The sequence below is a fragment of the Bacillus sp. GW823-FHT06B01 genome, from assembly GCF_058952315.1.
The window spans coordinates 214121-240890 of sequence record NZ_JBXAHR010000005.1; the positions used below are offsets into that span (position 1 = coordinate 214121).

At 34.3% G+C, this 26770-nt stretch carries 31 protein-coding genes and 2 pseudogenes; 22 read left to right on the forward strand and 11 right to left on the reverse strand.

All coding sequences use genetic code 11. The annotated features are described in order from the left end of the window. Nucleotides 1-10: 10 nt before the first annotated feature. The gene (locus tag AC1Q8N_RS22625; protein WP_048543841.1) at nt 11-775 is read right to left on the reverse strand and encodes a DUF817 domain-containing protein; all 765 of its coding nucleotides are present in this window, start codon (nt 773-775) and stop codon (nt 11-13) included. Nucleotides 776-1050: 275 nt separating this feature from the next. Here AC1Q8N_RS22625 and AC1Q8N_RS22630 point away from each other — a divergent pair, with 275 nt between their 5' ends. The 5 genes from AC1Q8N_RS22630 to AC1Q8N_RS22650 all read left to right on the forward strand — a co-directional run bounded on the left by AC1Q8N_RS22630 (nt 1051) and on the right by AC1Q8N_RS22650 (nt 5128). Then, nucleotides 1051-2085, forward strand: a complete 1035-nt coding sequence (locus AC1Q8N_RS22630) for a FecCD family ABC transporter permease (protein WP_048543839.1) — start codon at nt 1051-1053, stop codon at nt 2083-2085. After that, entirely contained in the window at nt 2086-3102 is a 1017-nt protein-coding gene (locus tag AC1Q8N_RS22635) for a FecCD family ABC transporter permease (RefSeq protein WP_097889787.1), read from the forward strand. It begins immediately after the preceding gene. Nucleotides 3103-3123: 21 nt separating this feature from the next. Further along, a complete protein-coding gene (locus AC1Q8N_RS22640; RefSeq protein WP_098078048.1) occupies nt 3124-4032 on the forward strand; it encodes an iron-hydroxamate ABC transporter substrate-binding protein in 909 nt (302 codons plus the stop codon). 217 nt (nt 4033-4249) lie between these two features. After that, on the forward strand, nt 4250-4801 hold the full coding sequence (locus AC1Q8N_RS22645) for a GNAT family N-acetyltransferase (RefSeq protein ID WP_098848087.1): 552 nt from the start codon (nt 4250-4252) through the stop codon (nt 4799-4801). Between the two features lie 99 nt (nt 4802-4900). Continuing rightward, entirely contained in the window at nt 4901-5128 is a 228-nt protein-coding gene (locus tag AC1Q8N_RS22650; RefSeq protein ID WP_098078055.1) for a hypothetical protein, read from the forward strand. A gap of 72 nt (nt 5129-5200) precedes the next feature. Here the strand turns inward: AC1Q8N_RS22650 and AC1Q8N_RS22655 are convergent, their stop codons facing one another. Then, nucleotides 5201-6526, reverse strand: coding sequence for an ArsB/NhaD family transporter (locus AC1Q8N_RS22655; RefSeq protein WP_048543830.1), 1326 nt, complete (start codon nt 6524-6526; stop codon nt 5201-5203). Between the two features lie 262 nt (nt 6527-6788). On the opposite strand from AC1Q8N_RS22655, the gene AC1Q8N_RS22660 reads away from it, so the two are divergent. Both AC1Q8N_RS22660 and bshB2 read left to right on the forward strand, forming a co-directional pair. Beyond that, a complete protein-coding gene (locus tag AC1Q8N_RS22660) occupies nt 6789-7139 on the forward strand; it encodes a YojF family protein (protein ID WP_000407039.1) in 351 nt (116 codons plus the stop codon). 15 nt (nt 7140-7154) lie between these two features. Next, the gene (gene bshB2, locus AC1Q8N_RS22665) at nt 7155-7817 is read left to right on the forward strand and encodes a bacillithiol biosynthesis deacetylase BshB2 (protein ID WP_048543828.1); all 663 of its coding nucleotides are present in this window, start codon (nt 7155-7157) and stop codon (nt 7815-7817) included. Nucleotides 7818-8079: 262 nt separating this feature from the next. Here bshB2 and AC1Q8N_RS22670 read toward each other — a convergent pair whose 3' ends face one another. After that, nucleotides 8080-8508, reverse strand: coding sequence for a cytidine deaminase (locus AC1Q8N_RS22670; RefSeq protein ID WP_098078063.1), 429 nt, complete (start codon nt 8506-8508; stop codon nt 8080-8082). Nucleotides 8509-8613: 105 nt separating this feature from the next. Then, entirely contained in the window at nt 8614-9165 is a 552-nt protein-coding gene (locus AC1Q8N_RS22675; RefSeq protein WP_048543823.1) for a DUF5823 family protein, read from the reverse strand. A 363-nt stretch (nt 9166-9528) separates the two neighbouring features. On the opposite strand from AC1Q8N_RS22675, the gene AC1Q8N_RS22680 reads away from it, so the two are divergent. Further along, nucleotides 9529-10728, forward strand: a complete 1200-nt coding sequence (locus tag AC1Q8N_RS22680; protein ID WP_098642904.1) for a multidrug effflux MFS transporter — start codon at nt 9529-9531, stop codon at nt 10726-10728. A gap of 578 nt (nt 10729-11306) precedes the next feature. After that, on the forward strand, nt 11307-12698 hold the full coding sequence (locus tag AC1Q8N_RS22685; protein WP_060487822.1) for an amino acid permease: 1392 nt from the start codon (nt 11307-11309) through the stop codon (nt 12696-12698). A 48-nt stretch (nt 12699-12746) separates the two neighbouring features. Here AC1Q8N_RS22685 and AC1Q8N_RS22690 read toward each other — a convergent pair whose 3' ends face one another. After that, nucleotides 12747-13766, reverse strand: a complete 1020-nt coding sequence (locus AC1Q8N_RS22690; RefSeq protein ID WP_493521389.1) for a zinc-binding alcohol dehydrogenase family protein — start codon at nt 13764-13766, stop codon at nt 12747-12749. 310 nt (nt 13767-14076) lie between these two features. Between AC1Q8N_RS22690 and AC1Q8N_RS22695 the strand changes: the two genes are divergently transcribed. The 4 genes from AC1Q8N_RS22695 to aiiA all read left to right on the forward strand — a co-directional run bounded on the left by AC1Q8N_RS22695 (nt 14077) and on the right by aiiA (nt 16901). Next, nucleotides 14077-14406 (forward strand): PadR family transcriptional regulator, encoded by a 330-nt coding sequence (locus tag AC1Q8N_RS22695; protein ID WP_001102638.1) that lies wholly within the window; start codon nt 14077-14079, stop codon nt 14404-14406. Next, nucleotides 14393-14956, forward strand: a complete 564-nt coding sequence (locus AC1Q8N_RS22700) for an HAAS signaling domain-containing protein (RefSeq protein ID WP_060487820.1) — start codon at nt 14393-14395, stop codon at nt 14954-14956. The genes AC1Q8N_RS22695 and AC1Q8N_RS22700 overlap by 14 nt, the downstream gene beginning before the upstream one ends. Next, nucleotides 14946-15812, forward strand: a complete 867-nt coding sequence (locus AC1Q8N_RS22705) for a DUF4097 family beta strand repeat-containing protein (protein ID WP_098156166.1) — start codon at nt 14946-14948, stop codon at nt 15810-15812. Before AC1Q8N_RS22700 ends, AC1Q8N_RS22705 begins: the two co-directional genes overlap by 11 nt. A 336-nt stretch (nt 15813-16148) precedes the next feature. Beyond that, complete coding sequence (gene aiiA / locus AC1Q8N_RS22710; RefSeq protein WP_048543810.1) at nt 16149-16901, forward strand: quorum-quenching N-acyl homoserine lactonase AiiA; 753 nt, start codon at nt 16149-16151, stop codon at nt 16899-16901. 47 nt (nt 16902-16948) lie between these two features. On the opposite strand, the gene AC1Q8N_RS22715 is transcribed toward aiiA, so the two are convergent. The 3 genes from AC1Q8N_RS22715 to AC1Q8N_RS22725 all read right to left on the reverse strand — a co-directional run bounded on the left by AC1Q8N_RS22715 (nt 16949) and on the right by AC1Q8N_RS22725 (nt 18457). After that, entirely contained in the window at nt 16949-17443 is a 495-nt protein-coding gene (locus AC1Q8N_RS22715) for a hypothetical protein (RefSeq protein ID WP_141497565.1), read from the reverse strand. 89 nt (nt 17444-17532) lie between these two features. Beyond that, a complete protein-coding gene (locus tag AC1Q8N_RS22720; RefSeq protein WP_000965807.1) occupies nt 17533-17997 on the reverse strand; it encodes a DMT family transporter in 465 nt (154 codons plus the stop codon). 13 nt (nt 17998-18010) lie between these two features. Further along, nucleotides 18011-18457 (reverse strand): DMT family transporter, encoded by a 447-nt coding sequence (locus AC1Q8N_RS22725; RefSeq protein WP_070168987.1) that lies wholly within the window; start codon nt 18455-18457, stop codon nt 18011-18013. 110 nt (nt 18458-18567) lie between these two features. Between AC1Q8N_RS22725 and yeiL the strand changes: the two genes are divergently transcribed. The 3 genes and pseudogenes from yeiL to AC1Q8N_RS22740 all read left to right on the forward strand — a co-directional run bounded on the left by yeiL (nt 18568) and on the right by AC1Q8N_RS22740 (nt 20399). Next, nucleotides 18568-19260 carry a transcriptional regulator YeiL gene (gene yeiL / locus AC1Q8N_RS22730; RefSeq protein WP_048544259.1) on the forward strand — a complete coding sequence of 231 codons (693 nt, stop codon included), beginning with the start codon at nt 18568-18570 and terminating at the stop codon, nt 19258-19260. 13 nt (nt 19261-19273) lie between these two features. Beyond that, a pseudogene (locus tag AC1Q8N_RS22735) lies at nt 19274-19626 on the forward strand (glyoxalase superfamily protein). 524 nt (nt 19627-20150) lie between these two features. Next, entirely contained in the window at nt 20151-20399 is a 249-nt protein-coding gene (locus AC1Q8N_RS22740) for a hypothetical protein (protein ID WP_000666938.1), read from the forward strand. 36 nt (nt 20400-20435) lie between these two features. Here the strand turns inward: AC1Q8N_RS22740 and AC1Q8N_RS22745 are convergent, their stop codons facing one another. Further along, nucleotides 20436-21473: a serine hydrolase domain-containing protein gene (locus AC1Q8N_RS22745; RefSeq protein ID WP_098078068.1), complete on the reverse strand. Its 1038-nt coding sequence runs from the start codon at nt 21471-21473 to the stop codon at nt 20436-20438. Nucleotides 21474-21584: 111 nt separating this feature from the next. Next, nucleotides 21585-21779, reverse strand: coding sequence for a hypothetical protein (locus tag AC1Q8N_RS22750; protein ID WP_098078071.1), 195 nt, complete (start codon nt 21777-21779; stop codon nt 21585-21587). 132 nt (nt 21780-21911) lie between these two features. On the opposite strand from AC1Q8N_RS22750, the gene AC1Q8N_RS22755 reads away from it, so the two are divergent. Then, complete coding sequence (locus AC1Q8N_RS22755) at nt 21912-22193, forward strand: hypothetical protein (RefSeq protein ID WP_098078074.1); 282 nt, start codon at nt 21912-21914, stop codon at nt 22191-22193. 29 nt (nt 22194-22222) lie between these two features. Here the strand turns inward: AC1Q8N_RS22755 and AC1Q8N_RS22760 are convergent, their stop codons facing one another. Continuing rightward, nucleotides 22223-22513 (reverse strand): DUF3784 domain-containing protein, encoded by a 291-nt coding sequence (locus tag AC1Q8N_RS22760; protein WP_048543795.1) that lies wholly within the window; start codon nt 22511-22513, stop codon nt 22223-22225. A gap of 111 nt (nt 22514-22624) precedes the next feature. Here AC1Q8N_RS22760 and AC1Q8N_RS22765 point away from each other — a divergent pair, with 111 nt between their 5' ends. The 5 genes and pseudogenes from AC1Q8N_RS22765 (at nt 22625) to AC1Q8N_RS22785 (ending at nt 26746) form a co-directional block, all read left to right on the forward strand. Next, nucleotides 22625-22906, forward strand: a complete 282-nt coding sequence (locus tag AC1Q8N_RS22765) for a MazG nucleotide pyrophosphohydrolase domain-containing protein (RefSeq protein WP_098642908.1) — start codon at nt 22625-22627, stop codon at nt 22904-22906. A 4-nt stretch (nt 22907-22910) separates the two neighbouring features. Next, a pseudogene (locus AC1Q8N_RS22770) lies at nt 22911-23102 on the forward strand (GH25 family lysozyme); the annotation flags it as partial. Nucleotides 23103-23239: 137 nt separating this feature from the next. Beyond that, on the forward strand, nt 23240-24013 hold the full coding sequence (bla2, locus tag AC1Q8N_RS22775) for a BcII family subclass B1 metallo-beta-lactamase (RefSeq protein ID WP_048543790.1): 774 nt from the start codon (nt 23240-23242) through the stop codon (nt 24011-24013). Nucleotides 24014-24756: 743 nt separating this feature from the next. Continuing rightward, entirely contained in the window at nt 24757-26043 is a 1287-nt protein-coding gene (gene hcp, locus AC1Q8N_RS22780) for a hydroxylamine reductase (protein ID WP_098848102.1), read from the forward strand. Between the two features lie 271 nt (nt 26044-26314). Next, nucleotides 26315-26746: a bleomycin resistance protein gene (locus tag AC1Q8N_RS22785; protein ID WP_098078080.1), complete on the forward strand. Its 432-nt coding sequence runs from the start codon at nt 26315-26317 to the stop codon at nt 26744-26746. Nucleotides 26747-26770: the final 24 nt, after the last annotated feature.

Genomic DNA, 26770 nt, shown 5'->3' on the forward strand with positions numbered 1-26770 from the left:
ATAATCAGCATTATTTTTTCGACTCCTTCAAATGTTTGAGTTGTGTAACAATCATAATGCTAATAACAACGAGTAAAAACCATGAGCTAATTTTACTTAAGTGAACGAGATTCCACGCTTCCCGCTGATTTGGATATTGCCATGCTCCGAAAAATGTTGCGATGTTTTCCGCAATCCAAATGAAGAACCCGATAAGGAAAAATGAAAGAACGAGTGGCATTTTATATGTAACGCCTCGTAATGAAAATTCCACAAATGTCCGAAAGAAAACGATGAATAATAGTAAAGTTAATACCCATCTAAAGTCATATAGAAAATGATGTGTGAAAAAATTGAAGTAAATCATTGCGCCTAGCGGTACGGCAAAAATAGCACTCGGCCAATGGTGCATTTGTAAATGTAATCTTCTCCACGCTTGGCATATGTAACTGGCAACACTTGCATACATAAAACCACTGTAAAGCGGAACTCCAAAAACTTTTGAATATGCTTCTTCCGGATAACTCCATGAACCGAGATGTACTTTATATATTTCTAGTAGAAGGCCGATGAGATGGAAGACAGTAATTACTTTTAGTTCGTCTTTCGTTTCAAGTCCAGTTTTGTACATAATCCACTGCATAAGAAGACATACGATGAGTATGAAATCGTAGCGGTATAGACCTGGGATAGAAATGATTTTTGAAAGGGCTAGTGTTAAGAAAATAACGACTGGGAATAAGCAAGATAATGCTTGCTTGTAAGTGAAGTGTAGTAGTTGTTTTATATAGAACATTGTGTCACCTTCGATGTTTTTGTTGGAAAACTCAAAATAATGACTAAGTATACTACAATTTAAAAAATAAGCCAGTAGTTTATTTTTCATGTATTTGTAAGTTTTAGAAAGGAATTGTAAAAAGTATTTTAATATTTAACAAAGTAAAAAAATAGTTTGCTATTTAAAAAAAGTGGGGATATAATATCTAAATGAAAATGATAATTATTATCAATAATGATTATAAATTAAAAATAATTATAAAAAACAACTGCATATAAAGGATGAAATGAAACATGTTACATAAGTTTGCTGTACATGCTGGCAATAATCGCTGGATACATATTAAGTTCATATGTTTTATGAGCTTAACAATTTTATGTTTAATCGGATCTATATTTTTAGCTATTGCATTCGGTGCAAAGGATATCCATTTGCAAACCGTATGGGCAGCGGTTTTTGATTATAATCCGAAATTAACGCAGCACCAAATTATTTATGAATTAAGGCTCCCAAGGGTAATTGGCGCAGCAGTTGTAGGAGCAGCTTTTGCAGTCGCTGGTGCTGTAATGCAAGGGGTAACACGAAATCCTTTAGCTGATGCAGGTGTGCTTGGTATAAATGCAGGTGCGATGTTTGTAGTAGCACTTAGTTTTGCCTTTTTCCCGCATATGCCGTATTCCTATTTAATGATTGTTTCCTTTATTGGAGCGGTTTTAAGTACAGTACTCATTTTTATTATCGGATCAGCAACATCAGGCGGATTAACACCAATGAGGTTAACGATTGCAGGGGCAGTTATGGCCGCGCTATTGCATTCGTTGAGTTCAGGTATCGCGATTTATTATGACTTAAGTCAAGATTTAGCGTTTTGGTACGCTGGTGGTGTTGCAGGGGTTAAGTGGGAACATTTGAAGTTTTTAGTTCCTATTATTCTTATAACGGTTCTTTTTGCGATAGTGATAGGGCGATCTATTTCACTCATATCAATGGGGGATGACGTCGCTACGAATTTAGGAGTAAAAACGAACCGAACGAGAATACTAGGGATGATTATAGTAGTCATTCTTGCAGGTGTATCTGTTTCAGCTGTTGGTTCTATCGGATTTGTAGGACTCGTTATTCCGCATATTGCTAGAAAATTAGTTGGTGTGAATTATCGACTCATTATTCCTATGTCAGCGTTATTAGGAGCAATGTTATTAGTTTTAGCTGACTTAGGGGCAAGAACAGTAAACCCTCCTAAAGAACTCGCGATAGGAATTATGGTAGCTCTTGTTGGAGTCCCGTTCTTCCTTTATATAGCACGTAAAGTTGGGAGGGAGCTATAAGTGAAGGATCTTTTGAACACAGATAAAAAGAGAGCTATTACTGTAACTACAATTTTTGGTTGTATTAGTATCGCTGTCATTTTAATTAGTTTAAATACAGGGACACTGAGCATAGCGCCACTTAAAGTAATTCAAACACTTTTCGGTTATGGTGATTTTGAGAGCGCAACAGTGCTATACGATTATCGTATGCCAAGAATTATAATCACCATGTTAGCTGGTATTGGCCTTGGGATTTCCGGTGCGATTTTACAAGGATTATCACGTAATGCACTTGCAGACCCTGGTATTTTAGGATTACATGCAGGTGCATCTTTCGGGCTAATTATATTTGTTACTTTCTTTCATTCTATTAATGAGAATGCATCGATTTTAATACCGTTATTTACATTTGGTGGGGGAATACTAGCTGCATTTTTAATTATTATACTTGCGAGTGATCGATCAAAAGGTTTACTTCCTATTAGACTTATTCTCGTTGGTATTGCTGTTTCAGCTGGATTTAGTGCAATTTCGTTATTTTTCTCTCTCAAGTTAAATGATGAGACATATACATTCGCTTCTAGATGGTTAGTTGGTAACGTGTGGGGAAGGGATTGGATTCATGTCCTTGCATTATTACCTTGGATTTTCATACTAACCCCGTATGCATGGCTAAAATCTAAAACGTTAAATGCATTGTCACTAGGTGATAGTGTGGCAGCAGGACTTGGTGTTTCTGTTCAAAAAGAACGGTTACTCCTTTTAGCTACAGCGGTTGGATTATCTTGCGCGAGTGTATCGATGGCAGGAGGGATTGGTTTTATCGGTTTAGTTGCTCCGCATATTGCAAGAAAGTTAGTAGGTACTACGTATCAACATTTCCTTCCACTAGCTGGCATTATCGGAATGATTGTTTTAGTACTAGCAGATACGATAGGTCGTTCTATATTCGAGCCAAATTCTATTCCAGCTGGTGTAGTAGTGGCAGCTTTAGGAGCACCTTATTTTCTTTATTTACTTACAAAAACAAAATAAATACTTCAAAGAGGAGAACATATGAAAAAGAAACTTACTATTTTATTTAGCGTGATGTGTATTTTAGTATTAGCAGCATGTGGCCAAACGAAATCTAATGAAGAGGCAACGAAAAAAACTGAAAAAAGTAATGATCCGAAAATCGCTTCTATGTCCATTCACTTAACGAATAATTTACTGGCATTAGGAATTACACCTGTAGGTTCTGTTATTGGAGGAGATTTAAAAGATTTCTTACCGCATGCAAAAGAGCAGTTGAAAGATACGAAGAAACTTGGTGTTGTAACAGACCCGAATATGGAAGCGTTACTTCAATTGAAGCCAACTGACATTTATGTGGATGAAAAATACGCGGGCAAAGATGTAGCGAAATACGAAAAAATTGCAAAAACACATTCTTTCAATTTAGATGAAGGTACGTGGAGAGATCAGTTAAAACAAGTTGGTAAACTTGTAAACCGTGAGAAAGAAGCGGATACATATATTCAAGATTACGAAGAGCAATCAAAACGAGTAAAAAGTTTAATAGATAAAGAATTAGGTAATAACGAAAAAGTAATGGCAATTCGTGTTACTGCAAAAGAATTACGTGTATTTAGTACGAAAAGACCGATGGGACCAATTTTGTTCCAAGACTTAGGATTACAACCTGCAAACGGTGTAGAGAAAATTGATGGAAACCGTCCTTTCGAAGTCATTTCACAAGAAGTATTACCTGACTTTGATGCAGATGCGATTTTCGTTGTTGTAAATAGAGACGATAAGGCAAAAGCTGCATTTAAACAACTTCAAGAAACACCAATTTGGAAAGACTTAAAAGCTGTTAAAGGAAAGCATGTATACATTATTAATGACCAGCCATGGCTTGACTATTCTGCTTTAGGTAACAAAATGGCAATGGATGAAGCAGAGAAAATGTTTACGAAATAATATCGATTCGTCGTTAGGAAGATCCTCTAAATTTTGAGGGTCTTTTATTATTGTTAGAATAAATGAAAAATTATACAATGAATGTAATTTAATGCAGAGGAGATGTGCCAATGTCAGCGCTTATTGTAAGTATCCCATTTAAAAAACAGTTTATGGAACAAGGGGATAAATAGGTTGAAATAAGTATCCCCGTTATTTAATAAAGGGGGAGTTTGAAATGACAATGAATCTTTTTCGAAATAAAACGATTAAATTATCAGCTATGAGAGAAGCAGACGCTGAAGTAATGGCTATGTGGCAAGAAGATAGTGAGTATTTAAGAAACGTAGATACAGATGTAGCATTCCCGCAATCAATACAAGAAATAGCGAGTGATGGGCTATTAAAGGGACGAAGATCGAATAGTGTTTCTTTTATGGTAAGGACAGTTCAAGATGATCGCTTAATTGGTTTTGTCGCAATTCATGGCATAGAGTGGAATAACAGAACGGGTTTATTGGCAATTGGTATAGGAGATGCAAATGATAGAGGGAAGGGATATGGAAGAGAAGTGATCCATCTTATCTTAAAATATGCTTTCTATGAATTGAATTTGCACCGCGTCGGTCTGGATGTTATTTCTTATAATAAAGCTGCTATTGAGTTGTATAAAAAGATGGGTTTTCAGTTAGAAGGTTGTATGAGAGAAGCAGTTCAAAGAGATGGGAAGTGTTTTGATCGTATCATTATGGGGATATTGTGGGATGAATGGATGGAGATGCAAGACTAAAAAGTACATTCGAAATTATATATGTAGTATGCAGGAGATATAATGATAATTGGCGAAAATTTACAGTGTACTGATTGAATTTATAAGGAGTTATGCAAAATGAATTTAGAAAAAGCAAAACCAGTAAATGAAGAGGTCGCTGAATTAAAGGAACTAATTAAAGAATTACATGGAAGTGTACATCAACTTCAAAGTGAAGTGCAGCAAATAAGGCACGAAAGACCGGTTGTTGAAGTACGAAAAGGTGTTCAATTATCACCAACAATCGTCGGACAAATTGGCGGTATGATATTAGGTGGGTTAGCAATTATCGGTATATTTTGGTGATGAAAAAAAGGTTTGAAGCATAGTGCTGCAAACCTTTTTTATTTGACGATATAATTTCATGCAATACAACTTTTACATTAAATAACGTAAATAAATGTAAGCATGTGATAACAATAGCGCAATGATTGTTAACGGTAAACCAATTTTTAAGAAGTCCATATAAGAGAAAGCATGTCCTTCACGTTTTGCAATACCAGCAACGACTACGTTTGCGGATGCTCCGATTAATGTTCCGTTTCCTCCTAAGCAAGCCCCAAGTGATAACGCCCACCATAGTACTTCGATTTGCGGAGAGTCGACAGATAGTCCGAGTCCTGTAGCTAAATCTTGAATAAGCGGAATCATCGTTGCGACAAAGGGGATATTGTCAATTGTCGCAGATGCGATGCCTGATACCCATAAAATAAGTATCGCAGCGAAACCGATATCACCATTCGTTACGTCGAGTACTTCTTTTGCGAGTGAAGAAATAAGCCCGATATCAATTAACCCGCCAACGAGAACGAATAATCCAGCGAAGAAGAAAATGGTTACCCATTCAACGTGGGCAAATACATCTTCAATATCATGTTCTTTTACTCCGATTAGCATAAGAAGTGTAGCGCCTGTCATCGCGATAACCGCAGCGTCTACATGAATAATCGAATGAAGTACAAAGCCTAAAATAGTTAGTCCTAAAATTGAAATGGATTTTAAAAGGAGGCTTTGATCTTTAATATAATCTTTTTCGTTCAATGCCATTAATATTTTAATTTGCTCAGTTGTTGTTTTTAGTTTGTTACGATACATGAAGTAAATAATGCCAAGTGTCACGATAGAAATAATGATTACGATTGGAGCTAAGTTAAGTAAAAAGGCATTAAAGTCTAAATGCTTGTTTGCTGAACCAATCATAATGTTCGGTGGGTCACCGATTAATGTTGCTGTTCCACCTATATTTGAAAATAGTACTTCTGAAATCAAATAAGGAACAGGGTTTACTTTTAAAATACGTGTAATGGACAGTGTAACAGGAACGATTAGTAGAACGGTCGTTACGTTGTCCAAAAAGGCAGAACCGACAGCAGTTAATAGGGATAGTAATAATAAAATGCGGATTGGTTTTCCACCAGCTGCCTTCGCTGCTTTAATGGCCACAAATTCAAATACGCCTGATTGACTCGTAATATGTACGAGAATCATCATCCCAATTAAAAGGGTAATCGTTTCCCATTGAATATGTGATGTGAAAGCAGTATGTAAATCTACAACTCCAAAAATAATCATAATAGCAGCGCCGAATAGTGCGATTACAGCACGATTCAATTTCTCAGAAATAATAAATCCGTACGTGATTAAAAATACGGCAATTGCAAAATAATATTGCCAATTTGCTACTTCATGTGCTGATTGTTCCAATCATGTCACCTTCTTTAAAGTATGTATTCAATTGTCAAAATGTAACTCCCTGCATAAATACGGGATAAAATATATTGTAGCAAATTCAAAAAAGAAAGAAAACTATTTAACAAAGTGAAGGAAAAAATATATTTTTTACATATCATATAAAAAATATAAAAAACACAGTGCAAATTATTAGGAAAAGTGGGCGTTGTCCTCTAATATAGAGATAGCAATTTACATTATTTTTGCGTAAAATGGTTTAAAGAGGTGAATTCCGATGGAAATAGTAAAAGATAGTTCTCTTATTCAAAATGAAATTGAACGTTTTGTAAATAAAGATGTATATATTCATTTAGAAACAACGAACGGAGCGTATGCGTCACACTTTAACGAAAAGATGATGACGGTTGGTGCATTCATTCGAAATGCAATTATTCGCTTTGAACGCGGGAAGATTACTGGCACGAATCCATACCGAGTTGGTTTAAAAATGGATCATGGCTGGGTATATGCAGAAGGTATTACGCACTGGGAAGTAGACGATAAAGAGCGTTTATTACTTGCAGGGCATGATAACCAAGGTCGCTTAGCAGTTGCACTTGAGTTAAGCTTAACGCCATTTAAGTAAGAAGGAGGGAAACTTATGGAGAGACATGTACTTGTTGTATTTCCGCATCCAGATGACGAAGCATTTGCTGCGGGAGGAACAATTCGCTTATTAACAGATCAAGGAGTACCTGTAACGTATGCATGTGGTACTTTAGGACAAATGGGACGTAACATGGGGAAGAACGTATTCGCTAACCGTGAAACGATTCCAAATATCCGTGAAAAAGAATTAAAAGATGCATGTGAAGCGATGGGAATTCAAGATTTAAGAATGCTTGGTTTCCATGATAAAACGTTAGAATTTGAAGATGTTGATTTCGTTGCAGATAAAATTGAAGCAATCATTCAAGAAGTAAATCCATCTCGAATTATTACATTTTATCCAGAGCACGGCGTACATCCAGATCATGATGCATTTGGCCGCGCTGTCGTTCGCGCTGTATCGCGTATGCCAAAAGAAGAACGTCCAGCCATTCATGCAGTTGCGATTACGAGAAATCGTGAAGCTGTATTAGGTGAGCCGGATGTTGTAAATAATATTAGTGAAGTGTTCGAGCATAAATTAGCTGCACTAGGTGCGCATCGTTCACAAACAGAAGCGATGTTAGAAGAAACACACGTAAAAATCAAAAACAAAGATGCAGCAACATTAAAATGGCTGCAACTGGAACAATTTTGGACTTATAAATGGGAGTAGGCTAGAAGGGAACCTTCTAGTAGCTCTTACATAGAAAAAGCACCGTCATTTGTGACGGTGCTTTTTTAGTGAATAACTTTTAATTTCCGCTATTTGCGAGCAGATTTCACTTTATCCCGCATTAACGGGCAGTAAGCCTACCACCTGGAAATTCAGAAAAAGCAAAGAAGGTAGGTGGAGGCGGACTGCCCGTAAAAGCCCGATTGGTGAGGGCTGATAATCAGTGGGGATGAACAAAACCCACACTGATTAAAGTTTCACTTTATCTCGTACTCCATTCTTTTACGAATTCATCATGATATACTTCGCTCCAATGGTATGGCTGCAATTCTTTTAACGGTTTGAAAATGATATCTTGTTTAGGATTTGTAATGGCGCATAGTACTTCTGGTCCCCAATAAAATAAACGTTCTTGGCATACACCACAAGGTGATAACACTTTTAATTCAGAATGCTCATTTTCCCTTGCAAGACAAATAGAATGTGTAACTTTCTTATGAAATTTATGTGCTTCTAAAATTGCACCTGTTTCCATACAAAGTTCTGTTGAAGCGTTTATTACGTCAGGGGCCACACTTGTATAAATGGATCCATCTTCTACACGAATTGCTGCAGCTCCGCCCCAACCGTGTGGGTATCTTTGGTCAATTAAACTTTTCACTGCATCATATAATTGTTGTTCAATGCTCAATTGTATTTCCTCATTTCTGCTTAAATTTCGATTCAATGACTGTTATTTTTTTAGTTAAACGGCTAAAAAGAATAGACACTCAATTTCAAACTATAAATGCAAGAATTACTCTTCATCTGCATACTTTTCCTCTAAAGAAATTAATACAGCAATGAATCCGAGTACTACAATAATTAAAGTGGCTATAAAAGATTTAGAAAGAGAAAAAGAACCTGCAATGAAAGGTGATAAAAACTTGAATGAAAGTATACTAGCTAGTAAGGACACTACTAAAATGGTAAAAAGAGCTACATTTTTATTACTAATAGATGATTGTAAAAAGTCTTTAATAAAGCCAATAGAGACAAATATAGTTAGTATGATAAGGGAAATAAAATAATGTGTTACATTTGTCATACTAATAGTAGGATCGTCTATTATGTAGGCAAGTAACTTAGATATTAACATACCACCAAATAATAGAATGATAAAAGCGAGTAACTCTGTTGACATATAAGTGCTAAAATTGACTTTCTTTTTAAAGAGCTTATAGCTTAGTGTAGCCTGGATTATTTGCATGATAAAAAGAGCGATAATCCACACATAATAAACAATTGGTAATTCTCCTGAGAATAGAGAGATTAGGAAATTTATTACTGTCCTTAAAATTTCAATCATTACGAAAGGCCTCCTGTTTGCAAGCTTTACGACACTAAAAATGCTAGTCTATCGCTTTAAAATTAGAACTGTTAATTCAAACTATTTCTAATTATTCCATAAAAAGGTGGTAGCTTCAAGTTATCTTTTTAACAAAGATTCCAAGGCTCAACACTAGAAAAAGAAACGCAATATGTAATATAATTGAAAAAGTATATATTAAAATTAATGTTAATATTACCCTCCTATAAGTATTAACATACGTAATTGAGGTGTTTTCTTTGTTGTTTTATGATCGAATTTCTATAATGGCCCCTCCTGTTCCGTAGCTAAGGAAAGTCTTTTTATTTCTGAGATTTTCAAAGTTATAGGAGGGTATGAAAAATGAAAAAAGTCTCAGTACCATCACTTTTGTTAATGATCATTCTTGTCGCATTTCCGCAAATTAGTGAAACGATTTACACACCGTCTTTACCTGATATTTCAAAGGCGTTACATGTAAGTAATAATGAGGTACAGTTAACACTTAGTGTGTATTTTGCTGGATTTGCTTTAGGTGTATTTTTTATTGGATGGTTATCAGATATAATTGGCCGTCGCCCGGCAATGTTATTTGGAATTGTCGTATATGGCGTTGGGAGTTTCTTATGCTTTATTGCAAATTCCATTGAAGTTTTATTGCTAAGTCGTTTTATTCAAGCGTTTGGAGCAAGTGCTGGCTCTGTTGTTACACAAACGATTTTACGTGAAAGTGTAGAAGGGCATAAGAGGCATGTTATGTTTGCTCAAATCTCGGCAGTCATTGCTTTTACACCAGCGATAGGGCCGTTAATTGGTGGTTTTCTTGATCAAATGTTTGGATTTAAAATCGTATTTTTAAGTTTAGTAGTTATGAGTGTCGGAATTTTGCTGTATACGTTTGTTTCCCTTCCGGAAACAAAAACGGACTCAGTAACGAATAAAATAAATGTGTTTTCTGTTTTTAAACGGTTGATTACAAATCCGAAAGTAGTAACATATGGGTTATTAATTGGAGGAACGAATGGTGTTTTATTTAGCTATTATGCAGAAGCGCCGTTTATCTTTATTGAATACTTTCAGTTATCGCCTAGTATGTATGGATTTCTAGGAATTGTTGTTGCGTCTGCTTCTATTGTTGGAGCGAAACTTTCAAAACGTCTACTTACTACTTATAAACCAGAGAAAATTATATATATCGGTTGTCTCGTAATGACAGGAGGAGCTATCCTTTTATCTGTAATTACGTTTGTTGGATCAAGTGCGAATGTAATATATATGATTGTATTTTTAATAGCGATGTTTATATTGCTATTAGGAATTGGAGTAGCATTACCTAACTGTTTAAGTTTAGCTTTAGTAGATTTTCAAGATGTCATTGGTACAGCAGGTGCATTGTTTAGCTTAGGGTACTATGTAATTGTAACGATGACAATTTTGGGAATGAGTCAGCTGCATACGGGCTCGTTACTCGTGATGCCACTTTATTTTCTAGCTATAGTAGTTATCATGATGGTGTTTACTAAAGTGTTTATTTTAGGTAAACAAACTTCAAAAACGATTTAAATATGAAATGGTAAAAGGGTCTCATTAAAAATGAGACCCTTTTATATTGTATCCCGCTGTTTTGAGGCAATAAGATTCCTGCCTCAAAATTGGGCTGGACTAAAGAAATCAGTAGTTTATTAATATATTAAATTTCTGGTTAGTATATGAATCGGACGTGTGGGAAATTACGTTATCAACTATAAAGATTGAAGTACATGAGATGTGAAACCTAGGAAGAAATACTCTCCTCGGTTATTTATACTGTAATAATATTCATGCCGGAATCATATTGAATAGATGTATTTTATTGTTAATTTAGTTAAAAATTAATCAGACTTATGTATAATAATTTATCGAAAAAATAATTGAACTTTTCAGATAAATGAATTAATATAAGGTAAGTAATTTTAAGATTTATAGAATATTGGAAGATGAAAGGTTTTGAGAATTTTGTAAGAGGCAAAAAACGATTTTAGGATAGCTTTAAAGCTAGTGTAAAATGACGTTTGCTTCATCATTTTCAGGGCCGAAAGGAATTAGGGGAAAGCATCTTGTTTTAAAATGCGGCTATGAATCATCTAAGAGGGGGAAGTGAAGTGGCAAACAAGGAATTGAAAAGGGGCTTAGAAGCACGTCATATTCAAATGATCGCTTTAGGCGGAACGATTGGTGTTGGTTTGTTTATGGGGTCGGCCAGCACGATTAAATGGACAGGTCCGTCAGTAATGCTTGCTTATGCAATTGCAGGTATTTTTATCTTCTTCATTATGCGTGCGATGGGTGAAATGTTGTATATGGAGCCGAGTACAGGTTCATTTGCGACGTTCGGTCATAAGTATATTCATCCGCTAGCTGGCTATATGACAGCGTGGAGTAACTGGTTCCAGTGGGTTATCGTTGGGATGTCAGAAATTATTGCGGTTGGAGCATATATGAAATATTGGTTCCCGGAATTACCAGCTTGGATACCAGGCGTAATCGCAATGGTTATTCTTGGCGCAGCTAACTTAATTTCTGTTAAGTCATTTGGTGAATTTGAATTTTGGTTTGCGATGATTAAAATCGTTACGATTCTATTAATGATTATTGCGGGATTTGGACTTATTTTCTTTGGAATTGGTAACGGTGGAGAAGCGATTGGCATATCTAATCTTTGGTCAAATGGCGGTTTCTTTACAGGTGGTTTTTCAGGATTCTTCTTTGCATTATCACTTGTAGTTGGTGCATACCAAGGTGTGGAATTAATTGGTATTACTGCTGGTGAAGCGAAAAACCCGAAGAAGACACTTACAAGAGCGATTCAAAGTACAATTTGGCGTATTTTAATTTTCTATATTGGTGCTATTTTCGTTATTGTAACTGTATATCCGTGGGATCAATTAAGTACAATTGGTAGTCCGTTCGTAGCAACTTTTGCGAAGGTTGGTATTACGGCAGCAGCTGGACTTATTAACTTCGTTGTTATTACAGCGGCAATGTCGGGTTGTAATAGTGGTATTTATAGTGCGGGCCGTATGCTTTATACGTTAGGTGTAAATGGACAAGCGCCGAAATATTTCACGAAACTTTCTGGAAATGGTGTACCTTTATTCGGTACAGTTGGCGTAATTATCGGTTTAGCGGTTGGTGTTGTTTTAAGTTATATCGCACCGAAAAACTTATTCGTATATGTATATAGTGCGAGCGTACTTCCTGGTATGGTACCATGGTTCGTCATTTTAATTAGTCAAATTAATTTTAGAAAAGAAAAGGGAGCAGAGATGAAAGATCATCCGTTCAAAATGCCATTTGCTCCTGTTACAAACTATTTGACAATTGCCTTTTTAATTATGGTATTAATCGGAATGTGGTTTAACGATGATACACGTATTTCATTAGTTGTAGGTATTGTTTTCTTAGCTATCGTCACAATTAGTTTCTATGCTTTCGGAATAGGGAAACGACCTCCGTTAGATGTTCAAAATGATCAAGAGATTTCAAGTAAATAAAGAAAGTAAAAAATCCGATTTCTCATATGGAAATCGGATTTTTTACTATTAAAATTTCTCTAAAACGATTTTCCCAATGGTACTTCCGCTTTCAAGCAGAGCATGTGCTTTCTTTACGTTTTCAGCGTTAATTGGTGAAAGTGTTTCATTTAATGTAGTCTTTAAAATACCTTCATCTAATAGTTCGCTTACTTTATTTAATAGTTCGTGCTGCGTAACCATATCGCCAGTTTCATACATTGCTTTTGTGAACATAAACTCCCAAACGAATGTAGCACTTTTACTTTTTAAAATACCCATCTCAAGAGGGTGTTCATTTTCTACGATAGAGCAAATTTTTCCTTGTGGTTTAATGAGGTCACATATTGCTTGCCAATGTTGATCTGTATTGTTTAAGCAGAAAATATAATCTACGTCTTTTAGCCCAAACTCTAATATTTGATCTTGTAAAGGCTGGTGATGGTTAATAATATAATCGGCACCAAATTTTTCAACCCAGTTTATCGTTTCATTACGGGATGCAGTTGTGATTACATTCAGTCCAGCCCATTTTGCAAGTTGGATGGCAATCGAGCCAACACCACCAGCGCCACCAATAATTAAAATGTTTTTGAATGTATTCTCATCTTTCTTATTATAATCAATACCTAAACGTTCAAATAAACCTTCCCAAGCCGTGATAGCTGTTAAAGGAAGTGCTGCAGATTCAGCATCACTTAACGTTTTTGGTTTCTTTCCAACGATTCTTTCGTCAACTAGGTGGTATTCACTATATGTACCTTGTCTCGTAATGCTTCCAGCGTAAAATACTTCGTCGCCTTCTTTAAATAACGTACAACCTTCGCCCGTTTGTACGACGACACCACTAGCATCCCAGCCAAGTATTTTCGCTACATCTTCTTTTTTATCTTTCGGAGAGCGAACTTTTGTATCAACTGGATTAACGGAAATAGCGTTAATTTTAACAAGTATATCTCTTCCTGTAGCAACAGGTCTTTCAACTTCAATATCAATTAAACTGTTTTCTTCTTCAATAGGTAAGTATTCATGTAAACCAATTGCTTTCATTTGTATTCCCTCCATTAAAGTAAGAGTCATTTACTCTTTTATTATAGTAGGTAAAGCGTCATTATGTAAAAAAGTTGAGTTCTTTCCATTTTGTAAAAGAGCTGTTTCAACTTCATTTAGAACTTTGTAACTGGCGAGCAACACCCATCACTCTGATTTTATAAGCGTCGGATGAGAGGTATACTTATTTTTCCAGTGTACCTTGCAATGAACAATACCAAGTGTTATATTATACTTGTAGTTATTCGTTATAAAACAGTACTAAATAATAAACAGTAGTGGATATCAATTAGAATAGGGTGAATGAATATTGAATGTACAATTTAAAAAAGGAGTTTTAGAACTTTGTGTTCTTGTCTTACTGGATAAGCAAGACCGTTATGGATATGAATTAGTTCGAAATATTTCCAATCGAATTGAAATATCAGAAGGGTCTGTTTATCCTCTTCTTCGAAGGCTAACTAAGGAAGAATATTTTACAACGTATTTACAGGAGTCTTCAGAAGGCCCTTCAAGAAAGTATTATACACTGACGGATAAAGGTAGAACGTATTTGTATCAACTTTTGGAGGAATGGAATGAGTTTTCACAAGGTGTCAATCAATTAATTAAAGAAGGTGTAGGTAATGACGAAAGATAAATTTTTACAACAATTAAATGTATCTCTAAAAAGGTTATCTGATAAAGAGCGTGCAGATATTTTAAAAGATTATGAAGAACATTTTACTTTCGGATTAGAGGAAGGGAAAAGTGAAGAAGAAATTGCAACTTCATTAGGCTCTCCAGCTCAAATCGCCAAAGAGTTATTAGCAGATTATCATATTGAGAAAGTAACAGCAAGTGCAACAACAGGAAATGTTTTTCGGGCAATTTGGGCAGTAATTGGATTAGGTTTTTTTAATTTGTTAATCGTGCTTGGACCTGCAATTACATTAGCGGCATTAATTTTTTCAGGATGGGTTCTAGGTATCTCATTTTTAGGCGCACCATTACTTGTTTTAGTTGATACTATTATACATCCAAATACATTCTTGCTATTTAATCTTTTTGTTTCTTTAGCACTTTGTGGACTTGGATATTTCATTGTTATTGCTATGTTATTTTTAACGAAGCTAGCAAAGAATGGATTTGTTCGTTATTTAAAGTTCAATATAGCATTAGTAAAAGGTGGTTTGAAGCATGATAAATAAAAAGAGTCTTTCAATCATTGCAGGTATTATTTTCATTATTGGTATTATCGGAAGTTTATTCACTTATCGTTCAATTGCTGCAGTACCAATTTCAGAAGAAAAGGTCGTTAATAATAATAATGTGTCAAGCGTCATTATTGATACAAATAACGTTCGTGTTAATATCAATCCTACAAAAGATAGTAACGTGAAAGTAAAATTAGATGGCGAGGTTAATCCAAACGTAAAAAGAACATTAGCTACGGATGAGGAAGATTCAACGCTTCTCATTTCTTATAAAGAAAAACAACAGAGCTGGTTCAACTTTAATATTTCTGAAGTATTGGCTCCATTAACATTAAATGTGTATCTACCCGAAAAACAATATGATTCATTAAAAGTTTCCAATAATAATGGCTACGTTTCTGCTAAAAAACTAAACGCAACACATTTTAATATCAATACAAGCAATGGACATGTTGAATTAAGAGAAATCAATTCGCCAAAAATTATCGCAGAAGCAAACAATGGAATTATGGATTTCAAAGATGTATTGGCACAAAATATTCATGTGAAATCGAACAACGGACGAATAATGCTAGACCATGTTGAAGGTGAAATAGATGGACAAACTAAAAATGGAAGTCTTACTCTTAAAACGAATGAACTGGATCGAAATCTCAATTTTATGACTCATAACGGGAAAATTAATATTGAAACCGAAAAAGAACCAACTAATGTTCAATTTAATGTTTCTGTCGCCAACGGCAGCGCGAATATCCTGAATAAATATAACGGGAATACGGTTATTGGAAAGGGAGAAAATATAATTAAATTAAACACACATAATGGAAATATTACAGTGAAAAACCAATAGCATATTACCTTTTATAATCTCAGCTCGTCGCACATAAAGAGCGATAATAAATAAAAAAGAACCGACTCCTTTTTTTAACATATAGGTAGTCGGTTCTTTTTTATGTAACCTTCGTTTAAGTGTGTATCCTTTTCGTATTTCAAAATACAAACAGTTGATTTATTACCCTGGATTCTTAGAAAAATAACGAATAATAATTAATAGTGTAAGGAGAATTTGTGAATGACTCAAAAATAATAGCTGAAACAATGAAAAGTGAGAAGGAGTTTATTTCTAGCAAGAGGAATTCTTTACTGTATTGTTTTATTCAAAACTAAATTTAAAGGTGGATACATAATGACAGTAAAGAAGCTTTATTTCGTCCCAGCAGGTCGTTGTATGTTGGATCATTCGTCTGTTAATAGTACATTAACACCAGGAGAATTATTAGACTTACCGGTTTGGTGTTATCTTTTGGAGACTGAAAAAGGACCTATTTTAGTAGATACAGGTATGCCAGAAAGTGCAGTTAATAATGAAGGTCTTTTTAACGGTACATTTGTCGAAGGGAGGGTTTTACCGAAAATGACTGAAGAAGATAGAATCGTGAATATTTTAAAACGGGTTGGTTATGAGCCGAAAGACCTTCTTTATATTATTAGTTCTCACTTGCATTTTGATCATGCAGGAGGAAATGGCGCTTTTATAAATACACCAATCATTGTACAGCGTGCTGAATATGAGGCGGCGCAGCATAGCGAAGAATATTTGAAAGAATGTATATTGCCGAATTTAAACTACAAAATCATTGAAGGTGATTATGAAGTCGTACCAGGAGTTCAATTATTGCATACACCAGGCCATACTCCAGGGCATCAATCGCTATTAATTGAGACAGAAAAATCCGGTCCTGTATTATTAACGATTGATGCATCTTATACGAAAGAAAACTTTGAAGATGAAGTGCCGTTTGCGGGGTTTGATTCGGAATTAGCCTTATCTTCAATTAAACGTTTAAAAGAAGTTGTGATGAACAAGAAGCCGATTGTTTTCTTTGGACATGATATAGAACAGGAAAAGGGATGTAAAGTGTTCCCTGAATATATATAGTGCAAAAAGTCATGAGCTCACTTCACATGTGCTCATGACTTTTTCGTTTAAATAATTTTTTTGAATAAGTTATAAACTTTTTTAGAACTATCTTCATTTAATTGATAGTACGTAAGGTTTACATCATCAGGAGTATCTTGCTGAGCAATCATCACTTCGTTACTGTGATGGTCAACTACCCATATAAAATATTTTTTATAAGTTCCATCCTCGAAAGTAATCCACATATCACAGTCTATTAAATCTGATCCTTCTTCATCTAATGTTAATTTCCCTTTTTTGGCGGTATCCATACTGTTAATGAATGTTTTTAATTCATCTGTTTTTGTGAGAAACATATCCTTTTTTGTTTTAATTGACTCGACATGTATATCTTTTATTTCCTGTTTTCCTAAAAAGACAGGGGGCTCATTTGGATCTCTTTGAGTTGAAATGATAGTAGCTTTCTTCTTTGGTTTATTTGCTGTATAGAAATCTTGAATAGATTTCCCAGAGTTGAAACACCATGCGATTCCAAAAATAATCAATGCACTACCTAGCAGTAAAATGATTTTTTTAATAGAATATTCTCCTCTCTATCACTTCGTATGAAGAGCTTTTCTATTAATATATGATAGGGAAGCGTAAAGTATTATAATTGAACTTGGTTATTCTGCACAGTTTTAACAGGACGATCTACGAGTAAATTGTAAGTGAGTCCGATTAGTACGAAAATGCCACCGACAACCTTTCCTATAGAGAGTTCGTGTGACAAGATGAAATCAATGATAGTCCCCGCAAATAATTGTCCGATAAAGATGAGTAACGTTAAATAAAATGCTGATATTTTAGGTGTAATATAGTTCGATAACGAGATGACGATAACGCCTACTAATCCGCCTAAGTAAACAGCGATAGGAATAGATTGCAACGTATGACTAGGAATGTACATTGAATCTGAACTGAAAATTAAAAATAACATAGAGAAAAATAATCCAGTAATATAATTAAAAAACGTACCTTCCCAATTACCGATTTTCGCTGCTAAATTTGCGTTAATAATTCTAGCAACAACGATAGAAACACCAGCTAAAATAGCGATAGTAATATATAACATTTTCTTGCCCCCATTAATAAATTGTCATGATTATAATTCCGGAAGAGATGAAACATAATCCAATTAGTTTTTTCTTTTCAAACTTTGCAACTTTCATTCCTAATAAGCCGAAATGATCAATAACGATGGAAGCAATGGATTGACCAAGTAAACTTAATGCGATCGTAATAGAGGCACCAAGGACGGAGAAACTTATATTATTAAAAAGGACAGTGAATACCCCAATCGCTCCAGCGCTATATAAAAAAAGTGGAATGCTTTTATCAAAATAAATTTTATTTTTGTTTATGATTAAAACGAAAATAACTGCAATTAAACCGACAAGGTGAATGACAACGCTTGCTGTATACTTGCCAATTAATTCAGATAAAATCCCATTCAATGGAAGCATAACGGCGATGAGCACACCAATAAAGACAGAAAGAAAGTTGTACAATGTAATATCCCCTTTAATTTTCATATTTGTAATGACTGTATCATGCTGAAATTGTGAATTACTATGACATATGTCATAGTGGAAGGGGAAAATTTTGATTACAATGGGGAGTAGTTGTAAAGGCGGGGGGAACTATGAAGAAAATATGTAATTCTATTAAATTAACAAATTATATGAAAGAAAATAATATTGACTCCTTTTTTAGTAATGATATGAAACCGTATATGGAACTAATATTTTTTAAAAAGAATGAGTTTATTTGTAGAGAGAATGAAGAGATAGATTATTTATTTTTTTTCGTTGAAGGAAAAGCGAAAGCGTTTAATACATTAAGTAACGGGAAATCTGTATTGTTATGCTTTTATGATAGTTTGCAGCTGTTAGGAGATGTGGAGTTAATTCATTCTCAAAAGACAGCTTCAAACGTACAAGTGATGGCAGATTCATATTGTGTTGGTTTACCTTTAGGGAAAGTGAGAAATCAACTATTTCATGATGCGAAATTTTTACGGTGTATTTGCGGATCATTAGCACATAAGTTAAATCGGCTTTCAAAAAATAGTACAATTAATTTACTATATCCACTTGAAAATAGACTTGCGAGTTACATGTTAGCAGCAGGGGAACGAGCGGTGCAGCATGGAAATAGAATTGTATTTAGTGGGAATTTAACGGAAACAGCGGAATTGTTAGGAACGAGTTATCGTCATCTATTACGTACATTAAATATTTTTTGTGATAAAGAGATTATAAAGAAGAACAATGGTTGCTTTGAAGTAGTAAATGTGGATGTTTTGAGGGAATTGGCGGCAGATGTTTATAAATAGGAGAGAATTATAAATGATTACACCTATATTTAGAGTTTTTGATATTGAAAAGGCTCAGTTATTTTATTTAAATTTTTTAGGATTTAACTGGATTGGGAACATCGGTATGAGGAAAATATGCCATTATATATGCAAATTTCGTTACACGATGCTGTCATACATTTATCAGAGCATCATGGGGATGCTTCGCCAGGTGGTGCGATTCGCGTGAAAATAGAGGGGTTAAAAAGTTATTATACTAGTTTATCAAGTAAAGATTATGCCTATGCAAAACCTGATATAGAGAGCACACCGTGGGATACAATGGAATTAACTGTGATTGATCCGTTTTTTAATAGAATTATATTTTATGAGGAGAGGGTTTAGGATTAGCACTACTAAGCCTTTATTAGATTGACCTGGTGAGTTAATGGCTTGGCGAATAAAATAATGAACTACTCGTGGAGATATGGAGCAAAAAAATAGATCAGTAGCAGCGACTACTGATCATCCATATGTACATGAATTAGGAGAGGTCAAACATTTATTAACTTAATTATAATAGATTTTTATAAGAATAAAAACTGAAAATTCTAATTTTATGTTGAGAAAGTTTTTTGTATCGAAATATATAAAAGAATAGGGGGTTTTTAGTAAAAGGAAATATGATATTTATCCCGCATTAACGGGCAGTAAGACCCCTACCTCAAAATCCAGCGAAAGCAAAGAAGTTAGGTGGGGATCAACTGCCCGTAAAAGCTCGATTGGTTCAACTAATAATCAGTGGGGGATGAACAAAACCCCCACTGATTAAAGTTTCACTTTATATTTTAATAAATTATGATATAGTTTATAAAGAATAGATTACATAAAATGTTATTTTATTACATATAAAGTAAGGGGGAATGGTTGTGAAGTTTGATGATCAACGCCTACTAGGAGTACGATTAGGTTCTATACTTGTAACAGAGGAGAATCAATATTTAGTAATTAAGAAAAAAGATCATTATGCACTTTTAAATATACATAATTTAGAATGCACACATGTTGAAGTGCAGCTAGAACATATTGAAGAAATGTTGCAGGAAGATTTCCAAGAAAGTATAACAGAGATTATCGCACCAGAACATATAAAAATTGTTGCGAAAAATGTAATATAAGTAAAGAAGCTGGAAGGAACAGCTTCTTTACTTATATTATAAGGATAACGTTTTTAAGACGTCACCAATAATCCCTTCCATTTGATGAACGCCTACGTCAGTGTTCGTCATAATAACAGCACCATTACCTCGGTATGGATAGCATATCAGCATGCATTGAAATCCCACGCCCCATCCAAGTGAATGCATTTGTAAGTCTTCGTTAGAATCATTTAGAAAGATACCTAATCCAGTCCATTTTGAGCAACCTTGAGGAGAAAGCATATCTTGTATTAATTTTTGAGAAAGTTTTAGTTTGCCCTTTCCTTGTAAGGAATGAATGATTTCGATAACTAAAGCTGATAAGTCTGTTGGTGTTGTCCAAATACCTGAAGCAGCTGCGAATGGATAAAATGGATATTTTTCATCTGTGACAATCCCATCCTTATTATGTCCACAAGCAAAGGCCTCTATTTTACTTATATCTTCAGGAGGGAATAGCATACTATTTTTCAGTTGCAGTGGCTGAAAGATATATTCTTCAAGTAAAAGGTTAAATGGTTTTCCAGTTATATCTTCAAGCAGTAATTCGATAATACAAAAGTTTGCATCAGAGTAGTGAAATTCATTTTCTGATTTATAAGTTATTTCTATCGGTACTGAACAATATGATGTTTTACCAGCAAGGATTTCGGACATGTTTGGTCGCCCTTGTGCAAGTGTATAATGCTCAAAACTATTAGGAGGATCAATAATTCCAGATTGGTGACTTAATAAATTTCGTAATGTAACTTTTTTCTGTGAGGTAAATAGATTGGTAGGTATGTTCCAAGATGTAAGTCTATCATTTACGTCTTCATCTAAATATATGATTTCTTGATCTGATAACGTTAGTACGAGCATTGTAGTGATGAATTTACTAATTGAACAAGAGTTGAATATAGAATTCGTAGTGACAGTTCTAGTTGTTCCAGATTCAAGTGTTCCAAAAGCAGCGACTTTGTCTAGTGTACCATCACGTATAACGGCAAGGCTTAAACCTGCAACGGAATATTGGTTCATTTTCTCGTATATAGTGTTACTTTTTAAGTTCATAGTGACTCCTTTCTTTAAAAAGACAGAATGTTAGTTCTATTGTATAGTAATAAATAGAGAGAATGAGAGAAAAAGAAAAAACTTCATCTTTTATCGATGAAGTTCTTTTAGTTAATTCGAAGTGAATACTTTAAAAAATTTGTCTCGGTACATGTACATAAGCCATGAAGTTGTTAGTAAGGAAATAATGCTTACTTTGTTTTTAATTGGCGCATTGAAAACAAGCCAGCCAACGATATCAAATAATACATGTAGTGCAATTGAAAGAACTACAAATTGTAGTAACGTATTTAAAAATCTTTTCATAAAGTGTCCCCCTAAAATAAAAGGTTTTATCAACAGTGTTGTATATTACTATTATACATTAAATGTGTTTCGTGGTAAAATTTACATAAGATAGTGAAATAAAACAAATGAAGGCTAATAGGGGGGATAGTCATGGGATTTTGGATGATCATACCGATAGCGGTCTTTGGGTTTATTTATATTGTTGAGAAATTAAATAAAATCGAAAAGAAAACGGATGCACGTTTAAAGAGGATGGAAGATAGATTACAGCTAATTACGAAAGAAATGGGAATTATAGATAGAGAACCTGAAATTAATAAAGGGTTACGCCAGCTTATGGAAGAAGGAAAAACAGTTACAGCAGTTAAGAGAGTAAGAGAGGCTTTTGGGTTTTCTTTACTAGAAGCGAAGCAATATGTTGATAAATTATAAAAAAGATCATCCATTTGGGTGATCTTTTTTCAATGCACCATGCGTGTATTTACATAAGCAGCGATTATAACGTGGCCAATTATAATGATAGGAAATAAGATTTTGACATTAGGAGTAGTGAAGACACTACCAATTGTGGCAATAGCACCGGCAGTTAAATTATAAAGACCAACTATTTTTGATAACTTACCTTTATCTGGCACACGGCGTTCGTTGAATCCTGATAAGAGCCAAGTGTATTGTTTAACTCCGATGAAATAGGCTAGTGCAAATGAAATAATTGCTAGTATGAATAATGATGGGGAAGCGAAGAGGGTCATTGAAAACACCTCCGTTAAAGGGTTATAAATAAATTATAGTATGAATGTTATAATTTAACAAAATATAAGTGTAATAGAAAACAGAGTATTTATCATGAAGGGAGATTAAGTATGAATATTGTGGAATTCCAGAGATATGTATTAAATTTCAGTAAAGAAAAAGGATTTCAAGATACAACAATTGAAGAGCGTACGATGTATGCGATGGCGGAATTAGGTGAATTAGCGGAAGTTATATTAAAGCGTGATAAAATACAAGATTCGAAAAGAGAGATTGGTTTAGAAATGTTTGATGTCATTTGGAATGTATGTGACTTAGCAAATAAGTTAGAAATTGATTTAGAGAAGGCATTTGAAGAAAAAATGAGGATTAATAAAAAACGTGAATGGTAATGAGTATCCCCAATGTGATATATGGATTTGTAGTGTCTTTACAAAACCAAGTTTATCAGATGAGAGAAAATGGATGTTTTGGCAATACACGAACCGCGGGAGATTAAATGGTTATAATGGAAAAGAGAAGTATATTGATTTGAATGTATTTTATGGTAACGAGGAAGAGTTTGAGAATTATGGAATAAAAGGTTAAGTTTTAAAGCGTACAAAATTTTGTACGCTTTTTTTTGTTACTTACATAAAATATGCAAGTAAAGATGGAACAAACATATAAGATGAATTGTCTATTATAAGTAATAACTATTTCGTTTGAAAGAAAGGGTGGAGAAAATGAAAAAGAATACATTATTAAAATTAGGGGTATGTGTTAGTTTACTAGGAATAACTCAATTTGTTAGTACAGTTTCTTCTGTACAAGCGGAACAAAAGCTAGAGCAAAAAGTAATAAAAAATGAGGCAGGAACTATTTCAATTTCTCAGTTAAACAAAAATGTATGGGTTCATACGGAGTTAGGTTATTTTAACGGAGAAGCAGTTCCTTCGAACGGGCTAGTTCTTACTACTTCTAAAGGATTAGTACTTGTCGATTCTTCTTGGGATGATAAGTTAACGAAGGAATTAATAGAGATGGTAGAAAAGAAATTTAAGAAGCGCGTAACAGATGTCATTATTACACATGCACACGCTGATCGTATTGGCGGAATTAAAACATTGAAAGAAAGAGGCATTAAAGCGCATAGTACGGCATTGACTGCAGAACTAGCAAAGAAAAGTGGATATGAAGAACCACTTGGAGATTTACAAACGATTACGAATTTGAAGTTTGGAAATATGAAAGTAGAAACATTTTACCCAGGGAAAGGACATACAGAAGATAATATCGTCGTATGGTTACCACAATACAACATTTTAGCTGGAGGCTGTTTAGTGAAATCTGCGGAAGCTAAAGATTTAGGGAACGTTGCTGATGCCTATGTAAATGAATGGTCCGCATCGATTGAGAATGTGCTGAAGCGATATGGAAACATCAATTCAGTAGTGCCTGGTCATGGGGAAGTAGGGGACAAAGGATTGCTTTTACATACATTGGATTTGTTGAAATAAGAAACTGTGGAAATATAAAAGCGAGGAGAAACAATTTTCTCCTCGCTTTCTTCTAGCTATATTTAAATGCGAAGCCATCAATTATGCCTGCATACGTTACTGAGATTTTAATTCCAAGTATACAAATACCAGTACCGTCATAATTGCTATAACAACATAAGTAATATCGAGCATTATAAGTGTTTTTAAAGTTTCAGTCATCCTCATTCACCCCTGGTATGAAAATATAACATAATCTCTTATCAATCAGATCAGAGATTATAAAGATAACAATGTACATGAAATTTCTTAAGTAGTGTCTATATAAATATATCATATAAATAATGTAAGTAATGTTAAGATAGTGTAAATGTATTGTAAATAAAGTGATTTTTCATAAAATATTTAATCAAAAAATTGATAGTTCTTCAAAATGAAAAGAAGCTATTCTTTCTGTTGCATAATAAAAAGAAAGAATAGCGTTTTTATATGTCTATTTCTGTTTGCTTAAGAGATTTATAGTACGAAATTGTTCTTTCGTACTATGAACTAGAAAGTTAAATATGTGATTCAGCAATAGTCTAGCTATTTGAAAACTTGAACAACAGGGGTATGTAATGTTTTTTTTGTCAATAAAAATATTATGTAAACAATATAAGTTGTCACAAATTTATACATATTATTGTGATTGATATCACATCCCTTTTTCTCAATGGGTATTATGCTTAGGTTGTAAGAAATGATTGGGAGAGGGTGGGATGATCATGTTTTGTTATCAATGTGAACAAACGCAAACAGGTGGATGTAAAGTGATGGGTGTTTGCGGTAAAAATGAAACAATTGCAAGTTTACAAGATACGATTGTGTTTGGGCTAAAAGGAATTGCAGCTTATCGTACGCATGCTGCTCAGCTAGGGTATACTGATACATTTGTAGATGCTACGACGCAAGAAGCACTGTATATGACATTAACAAATTCTAACTTTAATGAACAAGAACATATTGATATGGCTATGAAAGTAGGGAAATCGGCTTTACGAGTAATGGGGTTGTTAGATGAGGCACATACGAATCGCTTCGGTGTTCCAGAACCTGTTCAAATTACGCAAAACCATGTGGAAGGTAAGGCAATTGTAGTTACTGGTCATAATTTATTTGCGTTAGAAGAATTATTAAAACAAACAGAAGGAAAAGAAATTAATATTTATACACACTCTGAAATGTTACCAGCACACGGTTATCCGCAGCTGAAAAAATATAAACATTTAAAAGGAAACATCGGTAAGGCATGGTATGATCAACGACGTCTTTTTGAAAAATTTACAGGTGCTATATTAGCGACAACGAACTGTGTTATGCCAATTAAAGGGTCGTACTCTAATCGATTCTTTTCATATGATATTGCAGGTTTAGAGGGTGTACAAAAAATTGAAAATGATGATTTTGCACCATTGATTCAAAAAGCGCTAGAACTTCCAGAAGTACATATGGAGTCGGATGAACAGTTAGTAACAGGGTTCCATCATAATACAGTATTATCATTAGCTCCTGAAATTATTGAGGCAGTAAAAGAAGGAAAGATTAAGCGTTTCTTTGTCATCGAAGGTTGTGATGCACCAGGAAAAGGCGGAGAATATTATCGTGAATTAGCAACGTCACTTCCACCAGAAACAGTTATTTTAACGACTTCTTGCGGGAAATTCCGCTTTAATGATGTGGATTACGGTGTTGTACCTGGTACAAAGATTCCGCGTTACATTGACTTAGGGCAATGCAATAATTCAATTTCAACAGTGAAAATAGCAGCCGCTTTAGCAGATGCTTTTCAATGCGAAGTGAACGAACTGCCAGTTAGTATTGTCCTATCATGGTTTGAACAAAAAGCGGTTGCCATTTTACTTGGACTATTTAGTCTCGGTATTCAAGATATCCGCATCGGTCCAAAGGCGCCTGAATTTATTTCACCTGGCGTGCTTGATGTATTACAAGAAACATTCGGTTTAAAACTAATTACAACTGCAGCGGAAGATATGGATATAATGTTATCGTAACAAAAGGATGATCTGTCTTATTAAGAAGAAGAGCTAACCTATAGCGCTCCAAAACAAAAATGTAGAATATTTGTTTTGGGGTATTTTCTTTTCTTGGCGGGATAGGTATGTGGCGAAATTTCTTCAAAAAGAAAATTGGCTGTCTCTAATGTGTAGAGATAATAAAGTTGTTTACTTCTTATAGGACTAATGAAGTAGTTTAATGGAAGAAGTATTTATAGTAAGTGTTATAATATAATAATCAATAACTTAAGCAAAGGGGGAAGCTTTTTTGCACAAACTCAATGCATTAATACCAGAGCTATCAGTCTCAGATATGGAGCAAAGTTTAAATTTCTATTCGGAAATTCTCCTGTTTAAAATTGAATATCAAAGACCAGAGGATAAGTTTGCTTTACTGTCTTTAAATGAATGCCAGATTATGATTGAAGAAGTAAATGGTCATTGGAGTACTGGAGAGTTATCTTATCCCTACGGAAGAGGGATTAATTTTCAAATTATTATAAATGATATTGATCCACTATATGATAGTTTGAAAAAGAACGAGTATCCAATTAAATTTGATATTCAAGAGAATTGGTATAGAGCTGATACTAAATTAAAGGGACAAAAAGAATTTTTAATTATGGACCCTGATGGTTATCTATTAAGATTTGTTCAAAATTTAGGTGAAAAAGATGTTGAGGCAGATTCAGCTATGTAAGACAGGATGAAAATTTAGTGAATG